We start from the raw sequence: 11,687 nt of genomic DNA, 5'->3' as shown, positions 1-11,687 counted from the left end.
TGGTCTTTTTAATCGGCGGCGGAATGGCCGCGACGCGGGCGCGTCGCCCGCATCCGCGACCTTAGCCACGCCCCCGCCGATGCGGCAACGCCTTAAATGGCTTCGCGGCGCGCCTGTTCCAGATAAATCTCGCGCAGGCGGGTCGCCACCAGGCCGGGTTTGCCGTCGCCGATGCGGGTTCCGTCCAGCGATGTGATCGGCATGACGAAGGAGCTGGCCGCCGTGACGAAGACTTCGCGGGCGCGCTTGGCTTCCTCGACGCTGAAGGCGCGCTCTTCCAGCTCGATCCCCTCGGCTTCGACCAGCTTCAGGATCGCCGCGCGTGTGATGCCGCGCAGGATGTTGGCCTGCGTGTCGCGGGTCCGCAGCTTGCCGTTCTCATCGATGATCCAGGCGTTAGTCGAGGAGCCCTCGGTCACCATGCCCATTTCATCGAATAGGATGGCCTCATAAGCGCCGTGCTCGCGCGCCGCCTGCTTGGCTAGGGCGTTGGGCAGCAAGCCCACAGTTTTGATGTCGCAACGGCCCCAGCGCATGTCCGGATGCGTGACGCCGGCTGCGCCCTTGGCGGCCAGAGCCTCGCCTTTCTTCAGGTCGATCGACTTGGCGGTGATGATGACGCTGGGCGCCACGTCCTTGGGGAAGGCGTGGTCGCGCGGCGCGGTGCCGCGCGTGATCTGGATGTAGACGATGCCGTTGCGCACCCGGTTCCGGCGGATCGTCTCACGCAGCACGATGCCCAGAGCCTCGGCCGACATGGGAATGTCGATCCGCAGTTCAGTCAGGCTGCAGGCCAAGCGGCTCAGATGGCCCTGATAGTCCGCCAGCTTGCCGTCGAAGACCGACCAGACCTCATAGACGCCGTCGGCGAACTGAAACCCGCGATCCTCGATATGGACCACGGCCTGACCGTGCGGCTGATAGATGCCGTTTACATAGGCGACCCTGGACATCAGGCGCCCTCTCCTTCTTCGTCTCCGCCGCGTGCGGGCGACACGCCCAGCGACTTAAGCTTGCGATGCAACGCAGATCTTTCCATGCCGATGAAGGCGGCCGTACGCGAGATATTTCCGCCGAAACGCATGATCTGAGCCGACAGATACTCCCGCTCGAACACTTCGCGCGCCTCACGCAACGGCAGGGCGATGATCCGGTCGGCGCCCAAGGATGTCGGGCTGGCGGACGACGCCACCTCCTGCGGCAGCATGTCCGCCGTGATCGGTTCGTCCGGACCGCCGGTCGCCAGGATCAGCAGGCGTTCGATGTTGTTGCGCAACTGGCGCACATTGCCCGGCCAGGGATGGACTTGAAGCACAGCCAGGGCGTCGTCGGCAATCCGTCGATGCGGCAGCCCTTGAGAGGCCGAAAGGCTCTCCACGAAATACTCTACCAACTCGGCGATATCCTCGCGACGCTCCGACAGCGGCGGCACCCGGATCGGCACCACGTTCAGGCGGTGGAAGAGATCTTCGCGGAAGCGCCCCTCGCCGATCTCGATGCGCAGATCGCGCGAGGTCGAGCTGATGACCCGCACATCGACCTGAACGTCCTGTTCGCCGCCGACCCGACGGAAGCGTTGCTCGACCAGGACGCGCAGGATGCGGCTCTGGCTTTCGCGCGGCATGTCAGCCACGTCATCTAGAAACAGGGTGCCGTTATGAGCTTGTTCGAAGACACCGATCTTGCGCGGCCGACCATCGACGCCTTCCTCCCCGAACAGTTCGACATCCAGGCGTTCGGGCGCCATCCCGGCGGCGGAAATGGCGACGAACTCGGCTTTAGCGCGCGGGCTCGCCTCATGAATTTGGCGCGCCGCCAGTTCCTTGCCGGAACCCGGCGGGCCTGAGATCAGGATGCGGCTGTTGGCCGGCGCGACCTTGGAAATGGTGCTGCGCAGAGTCTGAGCGGCGACGGACTTGCCGATCAATCCGCTGGGCGTCAGCGTCTGGGCGCGCAGGCGTCGGTTTTCACGCTTCAGGGCGGCCGCCTCCAGGGCACGCTCCACCACCACGACCAGCCGGTCGGACTTGAACGGCTTTTCGATGAAGTCATAGGCGCCGCGCTTCAGGGCGCTGACGGCGGTTTCGATGTTGCCGTGGCCCGAGATCATGACGACCGGCAGGTCTTGATCCAGCTCGCGCACGACATCGAGCAGTTCCAGCCCGTCCAGGCCGCCGCCCTGCATCCAGATGTCGAGCACCGCCAGGGACGGCTTGCGCGCCCGGATGGCGGCCAGCGCCTCGTCCGAATTGGCAGCCGTGCGGACCGAATGGCCCTCGTCCTCAAGCAGGCCCGAGACCAGTTCGCGGATGTCCGCTTCGTCGTCAACGACCAGAATATCAGCACCAGTATTACGCATGACGCCTCGCTTAACTCGCCACGCTCGCCGCGCCGGAAGCGCGATGAGCGGACTTATGGTTCTGGGTCAGTGGGAAGATCAGGCATACGCGCGCGCCCGATAGTGTTTCTGCGTCGGCCAGCCGCAACTCGCCGCCGTGGTCCTCGCAGATGCGCTTGACGATGGCCAAGCCCAGGCCTGTGCCCTTCTCACGCGTGGTGACATAGGGCTCAGTCAGCCGGTCGCGATCCTTGGCCGGCAGGCCGACGCCGTCGTCCTCTATGGTGAAGACGGCGCGCTCATCCTCAATGTCGAGCCTGGCGATGATGCCCAGCGCCTCTTCAGCGACGGGATCGCGCGCCCGCTTGGCGCCGACGGCCTCGCCCGCATTCTTCAGGATATTGGCCAGGGCCTGCCCCACCATGCGGCCGTCGCATTGCAGTACGACGCTGGGCAGCGGCTCCACCAGATCCACTCCGATATCAGGCACGGCCACACGCTGGGCGAACACCGCCTCTCGCAGCATTTCAGCCGGGTTCTCCATCGAGAAGCGTGGGGCGGGCATACGGGCGAAGGAAGAGAACTCGTCCACCATTCGACCGATGTCGCCCACCTGACGAATGATGGTCTCAGTGCAGCGATCGAACACCTCGACGTCATCGCCCACGCGTTCGCGATAGCGGCGACGCAGGCGTTCGGCCGACAACTGGATCGGCGTCAGAGGGTTCTTGATCTCATGGGCTATGCGGCGCGCCACGTCGCGCCAGGCAGCGTTGCGCTGAGCCGTGACCAGACGGGTGATGTCGTCGAAGGTCAGCACCATCTCGCCGCCCTGCCCGCCCTCGATGCGGACCCGCAAACGCAGGGCCTCGCCGTCGCGGCTGACGTCGATGTCTTCTTCGATATGGGCCTCGCCACGCTCGGACAGTTCGCCCAGTTCCGGCGCCACATCGGCCAGACGAAGGCCCTGCACCTGTTCCGGGTCGAGACCCAGCAACTGACTGGCGCTGTCGTTGATTGCCGAGATGCGACGCATCCGGTCCAGACCGATCACGCCCGCGCTAACGCCTGACAGAACGGTTTCGATGAACAAACTGCGTCCCTGCGCCTCGTCCGAGGCTGTCTTCAATGCGGCCTGCTGCGTCTTGATGTCCTCGGTCATCCGATTGAAGGCCTCGGACAGGACGATGATCTCGGACGGCGCTCCGGCGTTGTCGACCCGCGCGTCCAGGTCACCGCCCGCCACCTGGTCCGCCGCCTTCACCAGCCTCCCGATCGGCGCCGAGATCGAACTGGCCGCCGACATCGCCAACCAGACTGCGCCCACCAGCACCAGCAGGGCCGTTTCCAGATAGCTGAGCGCAAAGGCCGCCTGGATGCGCGCACGGCTTTCCTCGGCGGCGCGATAGGCGGTAATGGATTCCTCGCCGTTGCGCATGCGCTGGATCAGGCCCGGCGCCAGCGGTCTCACGACATACAGATAGGCGTGGCCGTAATCCGGCAAGGGATATAGCGCCCGAACCATGTCGGGGTTTTCCGTCACTGTCGTCGGGGCCACCTCGCCGCCGGCCACGGTTTCGAAAGCCTCACGCGGCGGCGCGACATAGGGCGGCGCGCCCGGCTGTTCGCCGCTGGCGAGAACGCGTCCCTCGTCATCCAGAATGTAGAGCGCCGGATAGCCGAAGAAATCGCCGATCTGAGACAGGGCGCGCGAGAACTGGATCCGATTGTCGAACAGGTCGCGCACTCCGCCCAATTCAGTCGCCATCGTCTCCAGATCGACCTCCAGCCCGGCGCCTACGTCGGCGACATAGGCGCGGCCGATCTCGGCGCCGTTCTCGACCGCCGAACGGACATTGGTGCTGAACCACTGATCCACCCCTCGGTTGACCAACAGGCCGAACACCAGGGCGATCAGCACGGCCGGTACGACCGAGACGAGCGAGAAAAGGGTGACGAAGCGCAGGTGCAGACGCGCGCCCGGATCATTCCGATTTCGGGTCAGGCGCAGAACCCGCCCGCCGATCACCGCCGCCAGGCCCGCGATCAGGATCAGATTGGCCAGAAGAATGAACAGCACGACCTGGCTGGCCGCCGTGCGCGCATCGCCGCCCGCCGTAGCGCCCGGCGCGATCGCCACCAGCCAGATGGCGGCGGCGGTGATCAGAAAGGCGATGGCGTAGGCCGTTCCGAACAGGGCCCGGGCGCGACCATCGGCGAGACGGCCCCAGAACGAGCGTTCTGGGGTCTGTGGCTCAACCGTGGAAACGGGCGTGTCCGACATCAGGCCACAGCTTCGAACACCTGTGTCCTGTTTTCAACATCGAAGTTGCTCAAATGCGTCACGCCTAGCCATAAGTCGGTCAGGGCAGTCTCGACCTCTTCGGGGGTCTCCAGGCGACATAGGCGGGCCTTGGCGGCGCGGCGTTCCAGCGGATCGGCAGGCCAGGGTGCCTGTTCGATGTACCAGCCCAGGTGTTTGCGGAACATTTTCAGCCCCAGCGGCAGGCCATAGAAGGCGGCGGACGCCCGCAGATGCTCGATGACGATGGCCAAACGCTCTTCGCGATCCGGTTCCTGAAGCTGAGTCCCGCCGATCAGAGCGCGCTCCAGATGCGCCGCCAACCAAGGCCGTCCATAGACCCCACGCCCCAGCATCAGAGCGTCGGCGCCCGAACGATCCAGCGCCTCACGCGCCTGTTCCGCCGTGATGATGTCGCCGTTGACGATGACCGGGATGGTGACCACTTGCTTGACCTCGGCCACGGCGTCCCAGTCGGCGACGCCGGTGTAGAACTGCTTGCGCGTGCGGCCGTGCACCGTGACGGCGGCGACGCCCAGAGTCTCGGCCCGGCGCGCCAGATCGGCGGCGTTGTGGCTGTTCTCGTCCCAGCCCAGCCGCATCTTGACGCTGACCGGGCGGCTGACGGCGCCGACGACCGCCTCCATGATCCGCGCGGCTTGATCCGGCGTGCGCATCAGGGCCGAGCCGCAGGCGGCGCCGGTGACTTCCTTGGCCGGACAGCCGAAATTCAGGTCGATGAGGTCGGCGCCCGCCGCCTCGGCCATGCGCGCGCCTTCGGCCATGGCGACCGGATCGCCGCCGACCAGCTGAATCACGGTCAGGGGCAGGCCCCCGCCCACGGCGGCGCGACGCACAACGTCGGGACGGGCCCGCGCCAGTTCGGCCGCGGCCACCATCTCCGTCGCCACATAGGCGGCGCCCAGCTTTGACGCCAGCACACGGAACGGCAGGTCCGTGATCCCGGTCATGGGCGCCATCAGCACCCGCCCTGCGATCTTCACATCGCCAATCTGCAACCCGGTCGTCATGAGGCTCCTTAGCGCCGAAGAAGGCCCCTCTCGTCAAGCGGAACCGGGACGCCTAGAAGACCGACATGGGATTCTCAGCGATCGTCGTGGCCGCCGGTTCAGGCTCCAGAGCGGGCGGCGGCAAACAGTGGCGCATCGTCGCCGGCAAGCCGGTCGTGCGCTGGCCGGTCGAGGCCTTGCTGGAGGCGGGCGCGCGCGAAGTCGTCGTCGTGATCGCCGCTGACGCTGCATCGGAACTTCAGTCCGCCCTTGCGGGCCTGACCGGGTGGCGGGCTGTGACAGGCGGCGACACGCGGGCCGGATCCGTCTGCGCAGGCCTGTCAGCCCTGACCGGCGCCGATGAAGAGCCGGTGCTGATCCACGACGCCGCCCGTCCCTTTTTGAGCCCTGAGGTGATCGCGGGCCTTCTGGCCGGTTTGGAAAGCGCCGACGGGGCCCTGCCCGCCCTGCCTGTCGCGGACAGCCTGCGCCGAGGCGATCAGGACATAGTCGTCGGCGCCGTAGATCGCGAGAACCTGTGGCGCGCCCAGACCCCGCAAGCCTTCCGCATCAAGACCATCCGCGACGCCTATGCCGTCTGGCCCGCTGATGAAGCCGCCACCGACGAAGCCGCCGTGGTCGAGCGCGCGGGCGGCCGCGTCCGACTGATCCCGGGCGATCCGCGCCTGATGAAACTGACCTATCCAGAGGATTTCGCCATGGCCGAGGCCCTGTCCGCCGCCCGCACCGTCACCCGCATCGGCCAAGGCTATGACGTCCACCGCTGGGGGCCGGGAGCCTCCGTCTGGCTGTGCGGGGTTGAGATTCCGCACGATCGGACCCTGATCGGCCACTCCGACGCCGATGCGGGCCTGCACGCCCTGACGGACGCCATTCTGGGCGCCATCGCCGACGGCGACATCGGCGACCACTTCCCGCCCAGCGATCCCAAGTGGAAGGGCGCCTCGTCCGACCGCTTTCTGGTCTACGCCGCCGAACGGGTGGCCCTGCGCGGCGGGCGCATCATCAATGTCGATGTGACCCTGATCTGCGAGCAGCCCAAGGTGAAACCGCACCGCCTGGCCATGCGCGAGCGGCTGGCGGACCTGCTGAAACTGCCGCTGGACGCCGTGAGCGTGAAGGCGACCACCAGCGAGGAAATGGGCTTCGTCGGACGCAATGAAGGCCTGGCGGCGCAGGCCGTGGCTGCAATCGAAATGCCCGCCTGAACCTTCGATCAGGCCGGCCGGATCGGCAGGCCGTGCAGTTCGACCCGCAAGCCGCCCAGCGCCGAGGGCGTAAAGCGCACAGCCCCGCCATGCGCCTTCATCGTCGACAGGACGATGGATAGGCCCAGACCGCTGCCGCCGACCGGCGCATCGGAGGTGCGGAAGAAGCGGCGGCCCAGGCGCTCCAGATCGGCCGTTGAAACGCCGGGACCGTCGTCCTCGACCACCAGAATGGCGTCGTTCCCCTGACCTTCGACTGCGACACGGATACGGCTGCTGGCCATGGCTTGAGCATTGGCCAGCAGATTGGCGGCCGCCGTCTCGAAACGATCCGGCTGAACGTAAATCCGGAAGGCCTGATCTAGAACTTCCAAACGCGCATCCGCGTCATTGGCGAACAGGGCGCGCAGGTCGATCCAGCGCCTATCGTCGGCTTCGATAGCCGCCTCGTCTTCACGCGCCAACGCCAGAAGCCCCGTCACAAGGCGCGCAGTGCGGTCGACCGAGGTCTGTATCTGCTCCAGCGCGTGTTTGCGCACGCCCTCATCCGTCGCATTGGCCGCGATCTGCGCTTGAACCCGCAGGCCCGCCAGCGGCGTCCGCAGTTCATGAGCTGCGGCGGCGGTGAACTCAGTCTCTCGGCGACGCGCTTCGCTGACGCGGGCGATCAGGTCGTTCAGCGCCGAGACGAAAGGCTGCAAGTCCTTCCCGCCCGGCGCTACATCAACCGGCGTCAGGTCGTCCGCTCGACGACTGGCGAGCGCCTGGGTCATCTGCTGAATAGGCCGCAGACCCGCCCCCACCGACCACCAGATCAGAACGCCAAGCGCCAGCAGGCCCAGAACAGCCGGCCCCAGCAGGCCGGTGACGACGCTGCCCACCAGATGTTCACGGACCGCGAGATTGTCGCCGACCATGACACGATAGCCGCCTTCGGGCACATGGACGGTGTAGACGCGCCAACGCTCGCCATTGATGACGCGTTCGGAGAATCCATCCGCGCCGCTGGCCAACATGGCGGATGGCGCGCTTCGCGACCGTGCGATCAACTCGCCCTGCATCGACCATATCTGGCAGGCCAGTTGCTGGTCATAAGCCGCCAGACGGCCGCCCCGTTCTTCATTGACGACAGGCGACAGGCTGCCCGGCTGCATCATGGACGACACCATCCGGGCCGACTCCATCAGACGTCGGTCCAGCACGCGCTGCACCTCATTGCGTGTCTGAACTTCGACCCAGACGACCGCCCCGCCCCAGACCAAGGCGGTCACCAGCGCCAGAATGGCGAACAGCCGCGTTCGGATGGACATCATTGGAGCTTGTACCCCAGACCGCGCACCGTGCGGATGAAGTCGGCGCCCAGCTTGGCGCGCAGGTGATGGATGTGGACCTCGACGGCGTTGGAGCCGATATCCTCCTGCCAACCGTAGAGGCGTTCCTCCAACTGGCTGCGCGACAGCACCTGCGACGGGCGCTCCATCAGGGCTTCAAGGATGGCGAACTCGCGCCGCGACAAGTGCAGGTCGCCCTCGCCCCGCCAGGCCAGACGCGACTTCGGGTCCAGCGTCACCCCCTCGTGCGACAGCGCCGGTTGCGAACGCCCCAACAGACGGCGACGGACCGCCCTTAGGCGCGCCGCCAGTTCATCCAGATCGAACGGCTTGCCCACATAGTCGTCGGCCCCGGCGTCCAGCCCCGCGATGCGATCGCGGCTATCGTCGCGCGCTGAAAGGATCACCACGCCGACGTCCATGTCTCGGCGCCGTACGAAGCGCAGGATCTCCAGGCCGTCGCCATCCGGCAGGCCCAGATCCAGCACGACCGCGTCAAAGGTCGAGCTTTCGAGCGCAGCCAGAGCGTCCTCGACCCTGGCGACCGGCTCGACGGTCCAGCCGCAGGCCCCAAGGCCGACACGCAATCCGTCGGCCAGAACCGGATCGTCTTCTACAGTGAGCAATCTCATTAGCTATTGATGCGAACCTCGGCTTAAGCCTGACTTAAGCTCATTCTCCGACCCAAACAGGTATGAAGATCATTTTCTCGCGCCTCCTGGCGACCCTGGCCGTCCTCATGCTGTCAGCTCCGGCGCCGAGCCTGGCCCAGGGGCTAGGTCAGAGCTTCGGCCAGCCTCTGCTTTCCCCTGAAGAGGCGTTCACCCTTCAGATTTCGCGTGAAGTCGACGGCGACCTGATCTTCGCCTGGAAGATCGCGCCGGGGCACTATCTCTACAAGGACCATACGGCCGCCACGGCGCCGGACGGCAAGACTGCGCTTCCCCTTCGCCTTCGAGCCGGAGAAAAGAAGGACGACCCCGGATTCGGCGTCGTCGACATCTGGCGCGATGCTGGGCGCGCGGTTCTGTCGGCGGACGCGCTGAAGCGCGCGAACGATCCCGCGTCGATCAACATCACCTACCAGGGGTGCCTGGAAAACTCGATCTGTTATCCGCCGACCACGCGAACGGTCGACGTCCCCGCTCTGCCGAGCGCCCGCATCGCCTCGCGCGAGGCCGAAGCCGCAACGGCCCAGGCCGCAGCCGTACTCGCCTTGCAGAAGACACCGGCGACTCAGACGACCGACGCCGCAGAAAGCGCCGAAGCGGAACCTGTGCTCATCGATTCATCTGAGCCGGATGTCGTCCTCTCCGCTGCCGCCATCCAGTTGCAACAGGATCAGGGCTTCGTTGACCGGCTGTCGCGCCAGGGAGGAACGGTCTGGGTGCTGCTGGCCTTTTTCGGCTTCGGCGTGTTGCTGGCGTTCACGCCCTGCGTCTTTCCCATGTACCCCATCCTGGCGGGCGTCATCGGACGGGGCGTGGACGGGCAAGGCACCCGGCGCGGCCTGCTGCTGTCGGTCGCCTATGTCCTGGGTCTGGCTGTGGCTTTCGGCCTGCTGGGCGTCGCCGCCGCCTGGTCGGGTCAGAACCTGCAGATGGTGTTGCAATCGCCCTGGGCCGTAGGCGGCCTGGCCGTCGTTTTCACAGTCCTCGCAGTTTCCATGTTCGGCGCCTTCGAGCTTCAACTGCCCTCAGCCTGGACGAGCCGCCTGTCGCGCGACACCGGGACGGGACGGCGTTCCGTGGTCTCGGCGTCTGGGCTAGGCTTCCTGTCGGCGCTTATCGCCGGCCCCTGCGTCACCGCTCCCTTGGCTGGAGCCCTGCTCTATATCGCCCAGACTGGGGATGTGCTTCTCGGCGCCGCCGCCCTGTTCTTTCTGGGGCTGGGCAAGGGCGTGCCGCTGATCGTCTTCGGAGCCGCGGGCGCGCGCTTCCTGCCCAAGGCCGGAGCGTGGATGAACCGCGTGAAGATCGTTTTCGGCTTCATCTTCCTGGGCATGGCCTGGTGGCTGGCCAGCCGCATCCTGCCGCCAGTCGCGACCCTATCTCTGGGCGCAGCCCTATGCTTCGCGGCCGCCGCCGCCCTGGGCCTGTTCCGCCCGGCGGCGTCGGGCGTCCTGAACAGCGTCGCTCGCGCGGCCGGCCTGATCGCGGCCGTCTGGGGCGTACTGCTGTTGATAGGCGTCAGCCTCGACGCCGTCAGTCCCTGGCGGCCCCTGGCCCCGCTGGCTCGCTCCGCGCTCGCGGCCGACAGCGCCTCTTCTCTCACAGCCGTTCCGGCGGTCGTGGTTGCCGACAATGCTGCGCTTGAGACCGCCGTCGCCCAGGCCGCCGCCAAGTCTCGACCCGCTCTGGTTTATTTCACCGCGGAATGGTGCGTCAGTTGCCGCGTCATGGAGCGCGAGGTTTTCCAGAACGATGAAGTCCTCGCCGAACTCGGCGCTGTCGACCTGATCAAGGTCGATGTGACCCAGAGCACACCCGAAGTGCGCGATCTGCTCGACCGCTATGGCGTCGTCGGACCGCCGACCATGATCTTCCTGTCCAGAACCTCAAAGGAAGCCGCCGAAAGCCGCCTGATCGGCGAGGCCTCGGCCCGCGCCGTCCTGACCTCGCTGGAACGAGCGGGGGCGGCCGAATGAACAGCCTGTCGCTCGGCCCCCTGGTCCTGTCCGGCGAGCGTTTCGCCATCATCGCCGGCGTCGTCGTCTTCATGATCGGCTCCAGCATCCTGGTCAGCCGGATCAGCGGCCGCTTCAACCTGTGGAGCACGGTCGTCGCCATCGGCGGGGTCGCCGTCGCCCGCCTGGCCCATGTCGTCGATAACTGGGCGTATTTCAGCGGCGATCCCATGCGCGCCTTCGCCGTGTGGCAAGGCGGATTCGCCTGGTTGTGGGTTCTGCCCTTCATCGCCTTGGCCACCTTCCTGCTTCTGAAGACCCGGCAGGAACGCACCTGGGCCATCGCCCCTGTGGCGGCGGCCGCGCTGGTCTGGGTCACGACGCATCAACTGGCCTCGGCGACCGAGCCCTTGCCTCCCGCCGAACTGACTCTGGTCCAGTTGGAAGGCCCGCCGATCGATCTGGCCCAGTCCGTCAATCAGCCCACCATCATCAACATCTGGGCGACCTGGTGCCCGCCGTGCCGCCGAGAGATGCCGGCCCTGGCGCAAGCCGAGCAGTCTCACCCCGGCATCCGTTTCCTGTTCATCAATCAGGGCGAGAGCCGGGAGACGGTCGGCGAATACCTGGCGCGCGAGGGCCTATCCCTACGCCACGTCCTGTTCGACACCGGCATGGCCCTGCCGCGTCACTATCGCACGGTCGGCATTCCGGTAACGCTCTTCCTTCATGCGGACGGCACGCTGGCGAAGGCGCACATGGGCGAGATAGCGCCCGAACAGGTCGCCGCCGAAATCGCCCGCCTGAACAAGGCGCCGCCCGCCGCCTTAAGCGTGACTTAAGCGGACGCC

General features: G+C 66.6%; 9 protein-coding genes. 3 read left to right on the top strand and 6 right to left on the bottom strand.

Annotated elements, in window-relative coordinates; translation table 11 throughout:
* Nucleotides 1-92: 92 nt before the first annotated feature.
* From BDIM_RS06980 to dusB, 4 genes are read right to left on the bottom strand one after another with little or no spacing between them, the layout of a single operon-like run.
* Complete coding sequence (locus BDIM_RS06980) at nt 93-953, bottom strand: D-amino-acid transaminase (protein ID WP_003164860.1); 861 nt, start codon at nt 951-953, stop codon at nt 93-95.
* Entirely contained in the window at nt 953-2,359 is a 1,407-nt protein-coding gene (gene ntrX / locus BDIM_RS06975; protein ID WP_003164859.1) for a nitrogen assimilation response regulator NtrX, read from the bottom strand. Before ntrX ends, BDIM_RS06980 begins: the two co-directional genes overlap by 1 nt.
* Nucleotides 2,360-2,369: 10 nt before the next feature.
* Complete coding sequence (locus BDIM_RS06970) at nt 2,370-4,622, bottom strand: sensor histidine kinase NtrY-like (RefSeq protein ID WP_003164858.1); 2,253 nt, start codon at nt 4,620-4,622, stop codon at nt 2,370-2,372.
* Nucleotides 4,622-5,671 carry a tRNA dihydrouridine synthase DusB gene (gene dusB, locus BDIM_RS06965; protein WP_003164857.1) on the bottom strand — a complete coding sequence of 350 codons (1,050 nt, stop codon included), beginning with the start codon at nt 5,669-5,671 and terminating at the stop codon, nt 4,622-4,624. Before dusB ends, BDIM_RS06970 begins: the two co-directional genes overlap by 1 nt.
* 65 nt (nt 5,672-5,736) lie before the next feature.
* Here dusB and BDIM_RS06960 point away from each other — a divergent pair, with 65 nt between their 5' ends.
* Nucleotides 5,737-6,879, top strand: a complete 1,143-nt coding sequence (locus tag BDIM_RS06960) for a bifunctional 2-C-methyl-D-erythritol 4-phosphate cytidylyltransferase/2-C-methyl-D-erythritol 2,4-cyclodiphosphate synthase (protein WP_003164856.1) — start codon at nt 5,737-5,739, stop codon at nt 6,877-6,879.
* 8 nt (nt 6,880-6,887) lie between these two features.
* Here BDIM_RS06960 and BDIM_RS06955 read toward each other — a convergent pair whose 3' ends face one another.
* Both BDIM_RS06955 and BDIM_RS06950 read right to left on the bottom strand, forming a co-directional pair.
* Nucleotides 6,888-8,192 carry an ATP-binding protein gene (locus BDIM_RS06955; protein ID WP_003164855.1) on the bottom strand — a complete coding sequence of 435 codons (1,305 nt, stop codon included), beginning with the start codon at nt 8,190-8,192 and terminating at the stop codon, nt 6,888-6,890.
* Nucleotides 8,189-8,842: a response regulator gene (locus BDIM_RS06950; RefSeq protein WP_003164854.1), complete on the bottom strand. Its 654-nt coding sequence runs from the start codon at nt 8,840-8,842 to the stop codon at nt 8,189-8,191. The genes BDIM_RS06955 and BDIM_RS06950 overlap by 4 nt, the downstream gene beginning before the upstream one ends.
* Before the next feature lie 62 nt (nt 8,843-8,904).
* Between BDIM_RS06950 and dsbD the strand changes: the two genes are divergently transcribed.
* Both dsbD and BDIM_RS06940 read left to right on the top strand, forming a co-directional pair.
* Nucleotides 8,905-10,857 carry a protein-disulfide reductase DsbD gene (dsbD, locus tag BDIM_RS06945; protein ID WP_003164853.1) on the top strand — a complete coding sequence of 651 codons (1,953 nt, stop codon included), beginning with the start codon at nt 8,905-8,907 and terminating at the stop codon, nt 10,855-10,857.
* Nucleotides 10,854-11,678, top strand: a complete 825-nt coding sequence (locus BDIM_RS06940) for a TlpA disulfide reductase family protein (protein WP_040345342.1) — start codon at nt 10,854-10,856, stop codon at nt 11,676-11,678. The genes dsbD and BDIM_RS06940 overlap by 4 nt, the downstream gene beginning before the upstream one ends.
* Nucleotides 11,679-11,687: the final 9 nt, after the last annotated feature.

Origin of the sequence: Brevundimonas diminuta ATCC 11568, from assembly GCF_000204035.1 — a bacterium.
Taxonomy (GTDB): domain Bacteria; phylum Pseudomonadota; class Alphaproteobacteria; order Caulobacterales; family Caulobacteraceae; genus Brevundimonas; species Brevundimonas diminuta.
This window is presented reverse-complemented; position numbering and strand designations above follow the sequence as displayed.

Coding starts and splice junctions, on each gene's coding strand:
- BDIM_RS06980 (WP_003164860.1), bottom strand. CDS start 953: ATGTCCAGGGTCGCCTATGTAAACGGCATCTATCAGCCGCACGGTCAG.
- ntrX (WP_003164859.1), bottom strand. CDS start 2,359: ATGCGTAATACTGGTGCTGATATTCTGGTCGTTGACGACGAAGCGGAC.
- BDIM_RS06970 (WP_003164858.1), bottom strand. CDS start 4,622: ATGTCGGACACGCCCGTTTCCACGGTTGAGCCACAGACCCCAGAACGC.
- dusB (WP_003164857.1), bottom strand. CDS start 5,671: ATGACGACCGGGTTGCAGATTGGCGATGTGAAGATCGCAGGGCGGGTG.
- BDIM_RS06960 (WP_003164856.1), top strand. CDS start 5,737: ATGGGATTCTCAGCGATCGTCGTGGCCGCCGGTTCAGGCTCCAGAGCG.
- BDIM_RS06955 (WP_003164855.1), bottom strand. CDS start 8,192: ATGATGTCCATCCGAACGCGGCTGTTCGCCATTCTGGCGCTGGTGACC.
- BDIM_RS06950 (WP_003164854.1), bottom strand. CDS start 8,842: ATGAGATTGCTCACTGTAGAAGACGATCCGGTTCTGGCCGACGGATTG.
- dsbD (WP_003164853.1), top strand. CDS start 8,905: ATGAAGATCATTTTCTCGCGCCTCCTGGCGACCCTGGCCGTCCTCATG.
- BDIM_RS06940 (WP_040345342.1), top strand. CDS start 10,854: ATGAACAGCCTGTCGCTCGGCCCCCTGGTCCTGTCCGGCGAGCGTTTC.